This is a genomic window from Aquimonas voraii (assembly GCF_900101825.1).
In the GTDB taxonomy this organism is placed as follows: domain Bacteria; phylum Pseudomonadota; class Gammaproteobacteria; order Xanthomonadales; family Xanthomonadaceae; genus Aquimonas; species Aquimonas voraii.
Genome location: NZ_FNAG01000001.1, coordinates 263,222 through 278,979 on the forward strand (window position 1 = coordinate 263,222; position 15,758 = coordinate 278,979).

Here is a 15,758-nt window from a genome sequence, read left to right on the forward strand (position 1 = left end):
TTCAGGCGTCTTCGAAGGCGTCGGCGGATGCCTGTGCCTGCCACCAGTGGCCGAGCTGGCGCAGGCCTTCAAGCACGCTGACCCGCGGCTGGTAGCCGAAGTCGCGGCGCGCGGCGCTGATGTCGTAGAAGTGCGTGGTCGACAGCTGCTCGGCGAGGAAGCGCGTCATCAGCGGCTCGCCTTTCAGCGGCAGCAAGGTCCAGGCGGCTTCCATGGCGGCGCCGATCCAGTAGGCCGCGCGGAAAGGCAGCAGATCCTTGACGATCGGCGCACCGGCCGCGCGCAGCAGACCGTTGACGATCTCGGAGATCGGTTTGGGCTCGCCGTTCGAGATGAAGTAGGCCTTGCCCGCGCAGCGCGCGCCGGGGTTGCCGTGCAGGGCGTCGAAGGCATCGAGGTGCGCCTGCGCGGCGTTGTCGATGTAGGTGGTGTCGATCTTGTTCTGGCCGTCGCCGACGAATCGCAGCCGCCCTGCCTTCGCGCGCTCGACCATTCGCGGCAGCAGGTGGTTGTCGCCGGGGCCCCAGATCAGACGCGGGCGCAGGGCCACGGTTGAGAGCTCGGTGCCGTTCGCTTCCAGCACGGCTTCTTCGGCGATGCGCTTGGTGGCCGGGTACCAGGCCTTGAAGCCCGTGGCCAGCGGCACCTTGGCTTCGGACAGGCCGACTACCGGCGTCGAGGCGTGATGGGTGACGCTGGGCGTGCTGGTGTAGACGAGCGTGCGCACGTCGTTCAGGCGACAGGCCGCGAGCACGTTGCGGGTGCCGCGCACGTTGGCGTCGAAATAGTCGCGGAAGCTGCCCCAGGCGCCGGCCTTGGCGCCGACGTGGAAGACCGCGTCGACACCCGCGGTGGCCTCGGCCAGCGCATCGAAGTTGGCGAGGTCGGCCTGCACCTGCTTGACGCCCAAGGCCGCGAGCCCCGGATAAAGGCCGCGATTGAAGCTGACGACGGTGAGCCCGCGGTTGACCAGGCGCGTGCAGATCGCCTGTCCGAGGAAGCCGCCGCCGCCGGTGACGAGAATCTTCATGCCTTGCCCCTGCCAAGGATGTCCGCGGCCCAGCGCGCCAGCGCTTCGCGGCCGATCTTTGCATTGTGCCGGATGTCGACCGGAAAGCCCGCGTGGAACAGCACGCGGTGGATGCCGCGGGTGTGCGCGTGCTGGCCACCGAGGTTCAGCAGCTCAGCCTCGATGGCCGAAGCTTCCCGCTTGACCCCTGCTTTCAGTTCGACACACAGCACCGGCGTCTGCGCACCCAAGGCGCCCACGCCGACCAAGGCCGTGCGCCGCACATCGGCATGGGTGTTGAACACGGGTTCGACCTGCTCGGTGTAGAGCGGGCCGCTCGCGGTTTCGACGCGCTGGCTCTTGCGGCCGCAGAACCACAGCCGGCCGGCTTCGTCGAACCAGCCGAGATCGCCCATGCGATGCACGATGCGCTCGCTGCCGTCGGGCAGCCGCTCGCGGATCTTCGCGAGCCGCGTGGCCGCCTCGCGCTCGAAGTAGGCGTCAGTCGCGCTGGGGCCAGCCACGGTGATTTCGCCAACCGTGCCCTGTGCCAGCTCCTGCACCCCGCTCCAGTCGGCGATGGCTTCATCGGTGATTGCGATGATGCGCACCGTATTGGCGGCCACCGGACGGCCCACACAGGTGCCGGCACCGGCCTCGGTGGCGGCGCGGGTCTCGGCCAGCTCGCGGCCTTCGATCACCGCCACCGGCAGGCATTCGGTGGCCCCGTAAGGCGTCCAGATCTGCGCATCGGCCGGTAGCATCGCCTGCATGCGCTGGACCACGGCGAAGGGCACCGGCGCGCCCGCTGAAGTCACGCGCTTCAGCGTCGGCAGGGTGACGCCATGCTGCTCGCCGTAGCGCGAAAGCGTGTCCAGCAGGGCCGGCGAACCAAACATCTGGCCGACACCGAACTCGCGGATCGCGGCAATGAGCCTTTTCGGATCGGCCTTGGCCGGGCGGGTCGGGTCCATGTCCGGAATCACGCTGGTCAGGCTGAGTGCCGGGTCGAACAGCGCGAAGGGCGGGAAGGTCGGCAGATCGACACCGCCGGGCTCGATGCCGAAGGCGCTGCCCAGCAGATCGATCTGGGCCACGAAGTGGCGGTGACGGTAGACCACGCCCTTGGGCACGCCGGTCGATCCGGAGGTGAACAGGATCGCGGCCATTTCATCGGGTGCGGTGTCCGCGAGCTGCGGCCCGGCGCCGGCGCCCAGCGCTTCGACCTCGGCCAGGCTGTGGCCGCCGAAGGGAAAACGCCGGCCGACGGTGACGATGTGCCGCACATGGCCGCGACCCCAGCCCAGCAGCACGCGCGCCAGCTGCGCGAGCGGAATGCCGATGAAACCGGCGGGGGCGGCTTCGCCCAGGCATTGCTTGAGTGCGCGCTTGTCGATGCCGGGGTCGATCAGCACCGGCACCGCGCCCGACTTGAACAGGGCGAACATCAGCAGGAAGAGTTCGGGCGAGGGCCGCACCATCAGGGCCGTGCGCACCCCGCGGCCGATGCCTATCTTGGACAGCCCTGCCGCGATTGCATCGCTGCGGCGATCGAGCTCGGCATAGTTCAAGGTGAGGCCATACTCGGCGCTGCCGTCCGCGCGTCGGCCGGAGGGGCAGCGGATCGCGATCTGGTCCGGGCGCTCAAGCGCCAGCCGCGGCAGGCTCGCGGCGATATTGCAGGAGGAGGTCATGCCGGGGATTCTAGCCGCTGGGCATTGCAGAGCTGCGCCTGATCGATCCGGTGTCCTGCGTGCTCACCCTGCACCGGCGTGAGCGCGAGCAGTTTCCGGCCGCCGGCATCCGCGTGAGTCAGGCACGCTTGGCGGTGCAGTCGGTGCCGGGACTGGTGCTGGCGCTGGACTTCCTGCTTCGATTCGCAGCGCTGAAATCGCGGAAGAAGCCGCGGCCTACGAGGCCTTCATGGCCTGAGCGCGGTGTCGGCGCTTCAGCCCCGCCACTCCAGCCCAAGCACGTAACTGCGCGGCGCGCCGGGAAAGTAGCGGCGCTCGCCGAAGCCGAAGTCGGCGCGTTCGGCGTAGCGGATATCGCCGAGGTTGCGGATCGCTGCACTGACCCGCCAGCGCTCGCGGAGCGCGCGCGACCAGCGCAGATGGACGAGGTCGTGGCCGGCGTGCCAGAAGGTGTTGCCGGCATCGGCGAAGTAGCCGCCCTGGTGCTGCCATTCCAGCTCGAAATCGCCAAGGCCATCGAAGGCACGGCGCAGGCGCAGGCCGCCCAGCCATTCGGGCGCGGTATCGACGCGGTTGCCGAAGCGGATCCGCTCGCCGCCGCCCAGCGCGCGTTCGAAGCGGTAGGTCTGCTCGGACCAAGCGAGATTGGCATCCAGCTGAACGGCCAGCGGCAGGGTCAGCGCCAGCTCCAGCTCGACGCCGACGTGCCGGCTGCGACCGTCGCCGACGTTGAAGCCGGCGGCATCGCGGAAAATGCTGCCGCGCTTGTCCATGGCATAGACGACCGCCTCGACGCGGCCGTGGGGCAGGGGCAGGCCACCGCCGAGCTCCAGCGATTCCGCGCGCTCGGGCCCGAGCTCCGCCACCGACTGTCCGCGCTGCAGGCGGTACAGCTCACCCACCTGCGGTGCGCGGAAGGCGCTGGCCGCGCGCAGGAACAGGCGGCGCCCGTCCTCGTCGACCCGCAGCAGGCCGAGGTTGGCGGTGGGGCGGGTGTAGCGGTCGCTGCGGTCTTCCGGGCGCTGGTAGAGGCAGCCGCCGAATCCGCAGGCGCTGCCGTCCTCGGCGAGGTTGCCGGCGTCCATGCGGTTGTCGTAGCGGTAGCCGATCGACTCGATGCGCGCGCCGCTCTGCAGGCTCCACAGGGCGCCGAGCGGCGCATCCCACTGGACGAAGGCCGCGGCGCTGTCCGAGTGCACGCGGTAGTCGTAGTGGCGGCCGGCGGGGCGAATCGCGTTCTGTGCGGCCGTGCCGGTGCTCAGCGGCTGCGCCTGTCGCTGCAGCAGATCGCCCTGGGCGAATTCGAGGTCGACGCCGCTGCGCAGTGCGCCGCCCAGCGCGGCCACGCCCAGCTGCAGGCCGAGGCTGTCGCTGCCGTTGTCTTCGATCGGCTTGCCGAGCAGGAAGTGCTGGATGAACTCGCCGCGATCGCTGCGCGCATACGGCGTCAGCGAGAGATCGAGCGCGTCGAGCGCGAACTGCCAGCGCCCGGACAGCCGCGCGGACTGCGCCTTGCGATAGGCCTCGGGATTGGGGTTCAGGCGCCGGCGCGCATCGGCAAAGGCCCGGTCGCCGGTGATGTAGCCGGCGGTGTCCTGGTCCAGCGCCTGCGCCGAGAACAGGAACTCGGGCGCGCCCGGCGCCTGCGGCAGCGCGAACTGCGCAAGGACTCGCTGCTGGGTGTAGCCCTCGTCCGCGCGGAAGCTGCCGCTGTCGGTGGCTGACACATCAATGCGGAGGGGCCGCGCCGCACTGTCGCCGGGCAGGCCGGCGATCAGCTGTGCGTAGTCGAAGCTGCCGGCGCGCAGGGCCACGCGCGCTGGCGCGCCGAGGCGCGGCGCACGCAGCTCGATCACGCCGTGCAGGGCATTGCTGCCGTGCACCGCCGTGCCCGGGCCGCGCAGCACTTCTACGGCGCCGGACAGCTCGATCGGCAGCTCCAGGAGCTGGTTGACGTTGCAGAAGCCTGCCGGGCGGATCGGGATGCCCTGTTCCAGCACGAGGAAGGCGCCGCAGGCGCCGGTGCCGGCCAGCACCGGCGAGCGGATGGCCAGCAGCTGCTCCTGACCGCTGCCGCGGCTGGCCCAGGCGCCGGGCACGCGGGCAAAGGCTTCCTGCGCATGCTGGGGCGCGATGCGATCCAGCGTGTCGGCATCGAGGCGCGAAGCCGAGACGGTTTCAGCGGCCGCCGAGCGCGGTGCGCGGGCGGTGACGTGGATGGCATCGAGCGCGGCCGGGTCTTGCGCGGCCAGCAGCAGGGGCAGGGCGATCAGCACGGGCGTGTTCGCAGGTCTGGACAGGGCGCGCAGCCTAGCCGCAGCGAGGTGGTGGCCACGGCAAGGACTGCAGCTGGGCGTGCACTTCCTCGGCCCAGCGCGAATGGCCGAGTTCGGAGGGATGGAAGCCATCGCTGGCGAACAGCTCGGGCGCGGGCTGCACGCGCACCGGCGAATGCAGGGCCTCGTGCCTTCGCGCCGCGGCGACGCCGAGCGCTTCGAGCCTGCGGCTGCGTCCACCCAGCCAGGCGCGCAGCGGCTGCGGCAGCAGTGGGAACGCCTGCATCGGCGGGATGCCGAGTAGCACGATCTGCGCCTGTGGAGAGTGCGCGCGCAGATCTGCCAGCAGGGCGTCGATCGACTTTGCAAAGCCGCGTCCGCGCGTCAGCCCGGTGACGTCGTTGACGCCGACCGAGACCAAGATCAGGTCGAAGGCGTTGGGCTCGATCTTCGGCAGCAGGCGCTGGCGCAGGCTGCCTGCGGTGGCGCCGTTCTTTGCGAGGATGCGCCAGTCCACGCGCAGGCCCTGAGCCTCCGCGATCCGTTCCGCCAAGCGCACCGGCAGCGTGTCCACGATCCGCGCGATGCCCACGCCTTCGAAAGGCGAATCGCCCAGCGCGAGCAGGCGCAGGCGCGGTGCATCCGCAGCACCCGCAGAGCCCTCGCGCCTACCCTCGGCCGCGGTCGCGCGCGGCGCCGAGCGCTTCAGCCGCAGCGCCTGCGGCAGCATCAGCGGCAGGACCGTCCAGAACAGGGCGCTGCGCGCGAACAGGCGATACATGGCCGGATCAGTCGAGGTCGATGATCACCGGCGCATGGTCGGAGGGCCGTTCCCAGGTGCGCGGCTCGCGGTCGATGACCGAGGCCTTGCAGCGGGCCTTGAGCGCTTCTGAAACCAGGATCAGATCGATGCGCAGGCCGAGATTGCGGCGGAAACCGGCGGCGCGGTAATCCCACCAGCTGAACTGGCCGGCCTCCTCCGAATGCAGGCGGAAGCTGTCGTGCAGACCCAGCCCGCACAGCCGCTGCAGCGCCTCGCGCTCTGGCGTGGAGCAGAGGATCTGCTCATGCCAGGCGGCCGGGTCGTGCACGTCGCGGTCGTCCGGCGCGATGTTGAAGTCGCCGAGCACGATGAGGTTCGGATACCGCGCGATCTCCTGTGCCACCCAGTCATGCACGGCGGCCAGCCAGCGCAGCTTGTAGTCGTATTTCTCGTCGCCCACGGCCTTGCCGTTGACCACATAGAGATCGATCACGCGCAGCTCGCCGAAGCTCGCGGCGATGACGCGTTTCTGCTCGTCCTCGAAGCCGGGGATGCCGACCTGCACCTCGCTCGCCGGCGTTTTCGACAGCAGCGCCACGCCGTTGTAGGTCTTCTGCCCGGCGAACACGCTGCGATAGCCGAGCGCGGCCAGCTCGGAGTCCGGAAACTTCGGATCCTCAAGCTTGGTTTCCTGCAGACCGACGATGTCGGGCTGAGCCGACTTCAGCCAGTCCGACAGATGCGGCAGGCGTACGTTGAGCGAATTGACGTTCCAGCTGGCGATGCGCATTTGAAGGCCGGGAATGGGGAATCGGGAATGGAGAATCGTGGGCTGCGCTTCAGGATGCGACGAGCCCTTGCGGGAGCGGGACTATAGCCTTTGCGCGCCGGGCATCGGCAGCTTCGTGATCAGGCAGGTCGGGCCAAGCGCTGCGAGCCCGAAACCGCTCCCCCAATACGGGTCGCGGGCATCAATGCCGTTGCGTTCACGTCCGTTGCCCGTGTTGGGCCAGCCGTGTTGGGCCGTGCTGCGCTTGTGGCCCAAGCTGCGGTAACCCCGTCAGGCCGAAGCCTGCGAGCGGCGATTCCCGATTCCCGATTCCCGATTCCGCATTCCCGGCCTCCAGGCTTCACCGCGCCGTCCAGCCCCCATCCAGCGTCAGCGTGGTGCCGGTGATGTTGTCGGCCGCCGGGCTGCACAGGAACACCGCCGCACCGCCGATGTCCTCGGGGCGGGTGAAACGCAGGCTGGGCTGCTTCTCGGCGAGCAGGGCGCGTTCCGCGGCGGCGTTGTCCAGACCTTCGCGTTCGGCGCGGGCGTCGATCTGCTTCTGCACCAGCGGGGTCAGCACCCAGCCGGGGCAGATCGCGTTGCAGGTGATGTTGGCCTCGGCATTTTCCAGCGCGGTCACCTTGGTCAGCCCGACGATGCCGTGCTTGGCGGCGACATAGGCCGACTTCTCCACCGAGGCCACCAGCCCGTGCACCGAGGCGATGTTGATGATCCGGCCATAGCCGCGCGCCTGCATGCCGGGCAGGGCACAGCGCAGGGCGTGGAAAGTCGCTGAGAGGTTGATCGCGAGGATCGCGTCCCAGCGCTCAGCGGGGAAGTCCTCGATGCGCGCGGTGTGCTGGATGCCGGCGTTGTTGACCAGGATGTCAATGCGCCCGAAGCGCGCCTCGGTGGCGCGTACCAAGGCCTCGACGCCTTCGGCCTTCGCCAGGTCGGCGCCGTGGAAGTCGACCTCGACCCCGTGGGCTGCGACCCTGGCGCGCGCAGCCTCGATCTGCTCCGGTGTGCCGAGTCCGTTCAACATGATCCGGCAGCCTGCCTGGGCCAGCGCTTCGGCCACGGCCAAGCCGATGCCGCTGGTGGAGCCGGTGACGAGTGCGATGCGGGGCTGATTCATGGCGCCGTCCTTCAACAGCTGGGGAGGAGGTGCGAGTCTGGCAGCCGACTCGGATCGCTGCCATCGTGCTTTGGACCAGACATGCGTTCCGGCACACAGCAACGAGCCAGGCCTTGGGGCGGGTATCTCGATGTCGACCGGTGCGCGACGGTAGCGGTAAGCGGCAAGGCCGATGACCTCGCCTTTGTCGCCCCTCGCCGTGCAGCGAGCGACCCAACGCAGCGAAGGCATCGCGGCGAAGCAGCCGATCGAGCGCGCAAATGCGTCGGAGGCGCGGCCTCAGATCAGGGCCGGAGTGGATCTGATAGGCGTAGCCAGAACTGTCTTTTCAAAGCCCTGTTTTGCTGGCAACCTGCGCCCGCTCCCTCGCGGCGTCCGCCCGCGGCGGAGCGTGGGCCTGTGTCCGCTGTGCCTACTTCCATAGAGATTTCTTCCATGTTGAATTTACTGGTGCGCGCACTTGCTGGCGCGCTGCTGTTGCCGGCCTCGATGCTGGCCGACGCCCCCGCCTTCGCGGCCACCGTGACGCCGCCGCCGGTCGAGCACTTCGTCGAGCGCGACGCCTTCCTCGATATCAAGATATCGCCCGACGGCAAGCACCTGGCCGCCAACATGCCGGTTGAGCGCGGCACCGCGCTGTTCGTGCTGGACACTGAAACGCTGGCCAAGCGCGGCGACTTCTACGCCGGGCGCGATATCGAGGTTGCCGACTTCTGGTGGTCCAGCAACGAGCGGTTGCTGATTTCTCCTGCGCAGCGCTTCCTTGGTGATGAGGCGCCCACGTATACCGGTGAAATCTTTGCGGTCAACGCGGATGGGACCCAGCCGACGGCGCTGGTTGGCTATCGTGCCGATGACGGTCGTCGGCACACGCGCATAAAGGCCCGTGAGAGTGAGCGGGTGTGGGCCTCACCCATCGATCTGCTGCCCGGTGCTGATCGACATGCGCTGATCCAGATTGAGCCCTGGTCGAGCCGCACCAGCAACTTTGCCAGCATCGAGCGGCTGGAAACCCAGACGGGCCGTCGCACGCGTGTGGCGATGTCCCCGGTGACGCGCGCGCAGTTCCTGACCGATGCGGCTGGCAATCTCCGTTTTGCCCAAGGGCTCACTTCCGAGAACGACCTTGAGCTCTATCACCTGTCGCCCGGCAGCGAGAGCTGGGAGCTCATCAGTTCGCAGGCCCGTGCCGGTCAGCAGGCCTTCGCGTTGGGCTTCAGCAGTGACGGCGCAGTGGCCTACCTGCAGGTCTCGCGTGCCGAAGGACCGGATGCGATCGAGCGTCTCGATCTGGCGACCGGCGAGCGTACCGAGGTCTATCGCCATGCGCGTCGGGATCCTGCAGGCGCGATCTACAGCCTCGACGGCAATGCCGTGCTCGGCGTGTTCGTGCGCGATCCGCAGGTGAGCATGCATTTCTTCGAGCCTGAGCATCCCGAGGCCAAGCTGAGACAGAGCCTGGCCGCGGCGTTCAAGGGGCATGACGTGTTCATCACCTCGGCGACCGAGGACGGCCGCAAGGCCATCCTGTATGTCTACAGCGACCGCAACCCCGGTGAGTACTTCCTCTTCGATCGCCAGACCAAGCACGCGCGCCATATCGGCAGCCGCGGGCGCGCGCTGGTGCCAGAGCAGATGGGGGAAACCCGGCTCGTCCAGATCCAGGCGCGTGACGGACTGCTGCTGGATGCGCTGCTGACCCTGCCGCCCGGCGCCGAGCCGCGCGATCTGCCGCTCGTCGTACATCCGCACGGCGGGCCTTTCGATATCCAGGACCAGTGGGGCTTCGATCCGCGCGTGCAGCTGCTGGCGACGCGTGGTCTGGCGGTGCTGCAGGTCAACTTCCGTGGTTCGGGGGGCTATGGGCGAACCTTCGTCGAGGCGGGCTACAAGCAGTGGGGACGGTCCATGCAGGACGACCTGACCGATGCCACCCGCTGGGTCATCGAGCAGGGCATCGCCGACGCCCGTCGCATCTGCCTGTTCGGTGCCAGCTATGGCGGGTATGCCAGTTTGATGGGCGTGGCCAAGGAGCCTGATCTGTATGCCTGCGCCGTGGGCGATGTCGGCGTCTACGACCTGGAGTCCTGGGCACGTCGTGTCGACTTCCAGAAGCTGCGCTGGGGCAAGAACTACCTGCAGGATGCCGTGGGCAGCGAGGGCCTGCGCGAGGTCTCGCCGGTCCATCTGGCCTCGCATATCAAGGTGCCGGTGTTCCTGGCCGCCGGCGAGAACGATCGCCGCGCCCCGGTGCAGCAGACCGAAATGATGGAAGCCGCGCTCAAGCGCGCCGGCGTGCCGGTGCAGACCCTGTACTTCCGCGGTGAAGGCCACGGCTACTACTCGACGGACAACAAGCTCAAGTTCTACGGCGAGCTGCTCGCCTTCCTTGATCGCCACATCGGCAGCGGCTGGCAGGCGCCTGCTGTGCCCTGAGATTCAAGCGCAGCTTCGAGCCCAGCGGCCCGGCGTGCCTCGCGCACGTCGGGCCGCTACACTTTGCGCCCTTCGCGCGGGTGTTCGCCCGCCGCCGTTTCCCCCGGAGCGCCGCATGAGCATCAAGTCCGACCGCTGGATCCGACGTATGGCCGAGCAGGGCATGATCGAGCCCTTCGAGCCGGGCCAGGTCAAGCAGAACGCGGCCGGTGAGCGCATCGTCAGCTTCGGCACCTCGAGCTACGGCTACGACGTGCGCTGCGCGCGCGAGTTCAAGATCTTCACCAACATCAACAGCACCATCGTCGACCCCAAGCACTTCGACCCCAGCAGCTTTGTCGATGTGGTCGGCGACACCTGCATCATCCCGCCGAACTCGTTCGCGCTGGCGCGTACGGTGGAGTACTTCCGCATTCCGCGCGATGTGCTGGTGGTGTGCCTGGGCAAGAGCACCTATGCGCGCTGCGGCATCATCGTCAACGTGACGCCGCTGGAGCCCGAATGGGAAGGGCATGTCACCCTGGAGTTCAGCAACACCACCCCGCTGCCCGCGCGCATCTACGCCGGCGAGGGTGTGGCGCAGATGCTTTTCTACCAGTCGGATGAAGTCTGCGAGACCAGCTACAAGGACCGCGGCGGCAAGTACCAGGGCCAGACCGGGGTGACGCTGCCGCGGACCTGAGGGCCCGCGGGCAGCGGAATGGTTCGGAGGAGCGTCACGCCGAAGCGGCAGGCGGCCGTGCGGTCGGTCGGGCGTGCTGGCGACGCTTGCCCTTCGAAGTGGCACGGATTCGAGTCGCCTGCGAGCTGACGGAGGCGGTGACGAGGACCGGGGCAGGCGTGGGGCTCATGGTGGGCCAGGGCCCACCCTATCCGATGGGCTTGACCGCGAGCCCCGCCTCTCGATGCTTGTCCCGAATCCCGAATCCCGAATCCCGAATCCCGAATCCCGAATCCCGAATCCCGAATCCCGAATCCCGAATCCCGAATCCCGCCGCGCCGAAGGCGCGGATCACACCTCGTCCGAGCCCTCGTTGATGCCCTCGAACAGGAAGGTCGAGAGGTAGCGCTCGCCGGTGTCGGGCAGCATCACCAGAATCTGCGTGCCGGGCTCGACATCCTTGGCCAGCTCAAGGGCTGCGGCATAGGTCGCGCCCGCCGAGATGCCGACGAAGATGCCTTCCTTGCGGGCCAGTTCCAGCGAGGTATCGCGGGCGACCACGTCGTCGACTGGGATGTTGCGGTCGAAGATCTGCCGGTTCAGCACCGGCGGGATGAAGTCCGGCGTCCACCCCTGGATCTTGTGCGGCTTCCACTCGTTGCCGGCGAGCAGCGCAGCGCCCGCGGGCTCCGTGGTGCAGATCTTGATGTCCGGCCGCGCCAGCTTGAGGATCTCGCCGGCGCCGGTCATGGTGCCGCCGGTGCCGTAGCCGGTGACGTACCAGTCGAGGCGCTTGCCGGCGAAATCGGAGAGGATCTCCGGCCCCGTGGTGTTGCGGTGGAAGGCCGGGTTGGCGGGGTTCTCGAACTGCCGCGCGAGGAAGCCGCCGACGCGCTCGGCGTACTCCTTGGCCGCGCGCACCATGCCGCTGGCGCGTTCGGCGGCAGGCGTCAGCACCACCTTGGCGCCGAGTGCACGCATCAGCTTGCGTCGCTCGATCGAGAAGGTTTCGACCATGAAGGCGACGAAGGGATAGCCGCGCGCCGCGCAGACCATGGCGAGCGCGATGCCGGTATTGCCGGAAGTCGCCTCCACCACGGTCTGGCCGGGCTTCAGCAGGCCCTTCTGCTCGGCGTCCAGAATGATCGCCAGCGCCAGGCGGTCCTTGACCGAAGCCATCGGGTTGAAGGCCTCGATCTTGACGAATAGATCGACGTTCTCGGGCTTGTAGCGGTTGATGCGGACGATCGGGGTGCGGCCGATGGTGTCGAGGATGCTGTTGTAGATCATGGCGGGGCCTTGGTTTGCAGTCGGGCGATTGCACGCGCTGCGGCAGGGGCGGGCCAGTGTTGCCCTCGCCTATAGTCCGGCGCGTCATGTCGAGTGGCCGCGCAGGCCCGGCCTGGCGCCCCCTGGTTCAGCCGAGTCGAGCACCGACTGTCTGTCTCGCGGGGCCTCAAACGCAGACGCCCGCCAAGGTGGCGGGCGTCTGCGTTGCACTTCGAGTTCGGCCAATCAGTCGATGGTTTCGAAGCCGTTGGCGAAGATCGCATCCGGCAGCGGCGGGCTGACGAAGATCACGAAGCCATCGTGGTCCGAGCTGCCGGTGGGCACCCAGGGCTGCGGCGGATTCGCGATCGGGCCCTGCGGGCAGAGGTTGAGGTCGCGGTTGGTGAAGTTGCACACCCGGAAGCGCTGCGCCGAGGCGTCGACGTTGGCGCGGCCATAGGCCATGCCGGTCACGAACGGCGATGCGACGCTGTTGAACAGGCCGTGGTCGAGCACCTGGTTGGTCGCCACGTCGCGCCCCGTGCTGCCCTGGATGGCGCCGAAGTTCTCGGTGAACTTGTACGAGTAGCGCTCCGCGGGATCGATCACGTCCACCGCGTTCACCAGCGCCGGGCTGACGATGTTGGAACCGCCATCGAGCTCGCAGTTGGTGACCGCATTGGCGGGGGCGCAGGTGTTCTCTTCGTTGCTGTAGGTGCCGGCGATCAGGCCGACCACGTCGACATAGCCGTCGGTGAACTGGTAGGCATTGTGGTCGCCGATGACGAACAGCGGCACCTCGGCGGTGGCCGCGTCGGTCTGCAGTTCCTGCACCAGGTTGGCAATCGAGACGGCCTGCAGGAAGCGCTTGGCGCGAACGCGCTCGCCATCGGGGTCGCTCACGTCCACGCCACCGCGCGAGCGGGTGTGGTTGTTGATCACCTGGAAGTCGAACGGACGGCCGTTGCCGGTGAACGTCGCCTGCAGCAGCAGGGGCGGACGATCGTGCAGGATCGCCGTGGGGCTGCCGCTGGGGTCATTCCAGGTTTCGGTGGCCGCCAGCTGGGTCACCACCGCATTGGTGATGCGCGCGGTGTTGACCAGGTAGCCGACATCGATGCCGCCGACGTCGTTGCCCTCGACCAGATAGGCCTCATACGTCGGGCCGCCGTCGTCAACGATCTGGGCGGCCAGCTCTTGCAGGATGGCCAGATTCTCGACTTCCTGCAGGCCGACCACATCCGGGCTGCGCAGCACCTCGCGGATGTAGGCGCTGACCTGGCCCAGCTGGTGTTCGACACGGGCGGTGTTGGTTTCGAGGGCGGTGGTGGCCGCGCAATTGCTCGGGCTGTTGGCCAGGGCGTCGCAGAAGCGGAAGGCATTGAAGCTGCCGATCGTGAGTTCGCCTGTGGCCGGGGCGGGAACGGGGCGCACGACTTCATTGGTACCTTCCACCACGGTCAGGCTGCTGGGCCAGAACTCGTAGTCGCCGAAGTCGAAACCGATCACGCCGATGGCGGAGAACCGCGTGCCGCCAGCCAGCTCGGTATCGAGCAGGCCGGGAATCAGGAAGTCGGCGTCCATCTCGAGAATTTCCGGGTTGCCGTCCCACACGCCCGCTGCGGCATTGGCAGGCGTCAGCGTCGAGCCGAAGCGAGCGCCCTTTTCGCGCAAGCCGCGCTCGCCGTAAGGCGAAATCCAGACCTCGGCGTACTGCTGGCCGGCGCCGCTGAAGCGCTGATTGGCGACGGTCACCGCCGCATTGTCCATGCGCACGCGCATGCCCTCGAAGCACTCGAAGTTGCCCAGCGCGCCGCAGCTCAGCGCGTCCGGGTCCTTGGACGGAATCGCCTGGCCCAGGGCGCGTGCGGCATTGCCGAAAAACACCGTGGGCGGAAGCTCGTTGCCTGAGCTCTGGACAAGGATGCTGTTGGCGCCATCGCGGGTGCTGGCCACGACGATCTGGGTCAGGCTGAAGAATTCGGCCGCCTGCCCAATCACTTCGACCGCGTCGCCCACGGCAAGCAGCTCGCCCGCATCGTTGCGCGGCGCACCCGCGGTGAAGACATAGATGCCGTTCGAGGTCAGCGGGTTCTGGTCATCGCGTGCGTCCGGCGTCTGCATGGTGAAGCCGGAGGCGCCGATGGCGGTGACCACGTTGTTCTGGCTGCGAACCGGATCGCCAGCCACGTTCGCCGAGGGGTTGCACACGGCGACGAAGGGCGAGCAGACGCCGCTGCCCTGGATGTTGAAGATCTCGGTGAAGGGCAGGTCGTCGTCGAGGATGACACCCTCGGCCTGCGAGGTGCCCAGGGTCACCGCCATGCTGGACGTGGCGATCGTGACCCGATAGGCCTCGTTCGATTCGTCGGTGCGGTCGCCGATGATCTGGACCGGAACGTCGACGCTGGTCTGGCCGGCGGCGATGCTGAACGGCGCCGAGGCCAGGGCCACGTAGTCCTGGCCTGCTGTGGCACTGATATCCGAGGTGGTGGCGGTGAACTCGACGGCCTCCGCCAGCGGCGCGCTCAAGCTGACCGTGAAGTTCTGGTTCGTGGTGCCCGAAGCGCCTTCGCCGATGTCGGCAGGCGCGACGATGTTCAGGGTCGCGGTCGAGGCATCGTCGTTGCGGATCGTGCCGATGGCTTCGGCGTCGCCCAAGGTGGCCCCGACGGGATTGCTGAGCGTGACGCGGAAGGTCTCGTCGGCTTCGTCGACCGTGTCGCCTTGGACGATCACGTTGACCGTGATGCTGCTCTGGCCTTCGGCGATCGTGACGCCGGTTTCGATGCGCGGCGAGTAATCGTTACCCCCCGGCAGGGCCTGGGCGGTGATGTCGCTGGTGATGAAATCGAACTGCACGCCGCCCGCCGGCGCCGGCGCGCTGAGGCTGACGGTGAATTCGAAGTTGACCGGGCCTGCGTTGCCCTCGAACTGGCTGACGTCGGCGACGCTGAGTTCGGGCGTGGCGGACGGACACTCGACGCTGTGACTTCCGAGCCCAGTGAACGTGTCGGTAGCGAAGCCGTCCCACTCGTTCGAGGGCTCGAAAGCGTCGGAGGAATCGGTATCGCCGGCGCACACGGTGCCTTTGCGCCGCAGCGTCCGGTCGGCGGTAAATGTGTCTCCGGATCCCCAGCCAGTGCCAGGATCAAAGCCGACTTGGCCAAACGCATCAACGAGCACGCCGCCGGTCTTGAAAAGCAGAACGGCGTCATCGCCGTTGAAGCCTGTCGCGGTCGAGTTCTGGAGATCGGCGAGATCGCGCAACGCTTGCGCAGCGGAGGTGTTGACGATGACGAAAACGTCGCCGGAGGCGAGCGATCCGGACAAGTTCACCGCATTGCCGAGCGTGGTGCTTCCGTTCGTCGCAAGTCGAATCGAGTACCCCGACAGGTCGACGCTTGCGCCGGTCCCGTTGTAGATCTCGATCGCCTTGTTGTTGCTCGTGCCCTCGACGTACTCGCTTATGATCAAGTCCGTCGGCTGCGCGGAAGCCCAGCTGGCCCCCGCAAGCCCCAGCGCCAGCAGCGCCGCTTGTACCGCCCTCAAACCCTTCATGCCGCAACCCCGCGAACGATGGAAAACCGCCGGAGTGTAGCGGCCGGGGCTTACAGATTCATTTCAGGTTTAGCTGGGGTGTCACAAAAGCGGCTTTGCCGTGATGGGGTTCACGCTTTGGCGTCGGTCGGTCGACGTTCGGCGGCGGGAAGAGTGCGGTCGAGGGGCCAAGCGGCGAA

General features: G+C 68.0%; 10 protein-coding genes. 2 read left to right on the top strand and 8 right to left on the bottom strand.

Annotation, left to right across the window (positions count from 1 at the left end):
- Position 1 precedes the first annotated feature (1 nt).
- The 6 genes from BLP83_RS01095 to BLP83_RS01120 all read right to left on the bottom strand — a co-directional run bounded on the left by BLP83_RS01095 (position 2) and on the right by BLP83_RS01120 (position 7,652).
- Positions 2–1,030: an NAD-dependent epimerase/dehydratase family protein gene (locus BLP83_RS01095; RefSeq protein WP_091237807.1), complete on the bottom strand. Its 1,029-nt coding sequence runs from the start codon at positions 1,028–1,030 to the stop codon at positions 2–4.
- On the bottom strand, positions 1,027–2,703 hold the full coding sequence (gene oleC / locus BLP83_RS01100; protein WP_091237810.1) for an olefin beta-lactone synthetase: 1,677 nt from the start codon (positions 2,701–2,703) through the stop codon (positions 1,027–1,029). Before oleC ends, BLP83_RS01095 begins: the two co-directional genes overlap by 4 nt.
- A gap of 254 nt (positions 2,704–2,957) precedes the next feature.
- Positions 2,958–4,979, bottom strand: a complete 2,022-nt coding sequence (locus tag BLP83_RS01105; RefSeq protein WP_176763956.1) for a TonB-dependent receptor — start codon at positions 4,977–4,979, stop codon at positions 2,958–2,960.
- A gap of 34 nt (positions 4,980–5,013) precedes the next feature.
- On the bottom strand, positions 5,014–5,760 hold the full coding sequence (locus BLP83_RS01110) for an SGNH/GDSL hydrolase family protein (RefSeq protein ID WP_091237816.1): 747 nt from the start codon (positions 5,758–5,760) through the stop codon (positions 5,014–5,016).
- A 7-nt stretch (positions 5,761–5,767) separates the two neighbouring features.
- Complete coding sequence (gene xth, locus BLP83_RS01115) at positions 5,768–6,532, bottom strand: exodeoxyribonuclease III (RefSeq protein ID WP_091237820.1); 765 nt, start codon at positions 6,530–6,532, stop codon at positions 5,768–5,770.
- Positions 6,533–6,872: 340 nt separating this feature from the next.
- On the bottom strand, positions 6,873–7,652 hold the full coding sequence (locus BLP83_RS01120) for a 3-hydroxybutyrate dehydrogenase (protein WP_091239367.1): 780 nt from the start codon (positions 7,650–7,652) through the stop codon (positions 6,873–6,875).
- Between the two features lie 435 nt (positions 7,653–8,087).
- Here BLP83_RS01120 and BLP83_RS01125 point away from each other — a divergent pair, with 435 nt between their 5' ends.
- Together BLP83_RS01125 and dcd are read left to right on the top strand one after the other, a co-directional pair.
- Positions 8,088–10,088 (top strand): alpha/beta hydrolase family protein, encoded by a 2,001-nt coding sequence (locus tag BLP83_RS01125; RefSeq protein ID WP_176763957.1) that lies wholly within the window; start codon positions 8,088–8,090, stop codon positions 10,086–10,088.
- 115 nt (positions 10,089–10,203) lie between these two features.
- Complete coding sequence (dcd, locus tag BLP83_RS01130; protein ID WP_091237827.1) at positions 10,204–10,770, top strand: dCTP deaminase; 567 nt, start codon at positions 10,204–10,206, stop codon at positions 10,768–10,770.
- 330 nt (positions 10,771–11,100) lie between these two features.
- On the opposite strand, the gene cysK is transcribed toward dcd, so the two are convergent.
- Positions 11,101–12,039 carry a cysteine synthase A gene (cysK, locus tag BLP83_RS01140; RefSeq protein ID WP_091237833.1) on the bottom strand — a complete coding sequence of 313 codons (939 nt, stop codon included), beginning with the start codon at positions 12,037–12,039 and terminating at the stop codon, positions 11,101–11,103.
- Positions 12,040–12,264: 225 nt separating this feature from the next.
- Positions 12,265–15,579 carry a Calx-beta domain-containing protein gene (locus BLP83_RS01145; protein ID WP_091237837.1) on the bottom strand — a complete coding sequence of 1,105 codons (3,315 nt, stop codon included), beginning with the start codon at positions 15,577–15,579 and terminating at the stop codon, positions 12,265–12,267.
- Between the last annotated feature and the right edge of the window lie 179 nt (positions 15,580–15,758).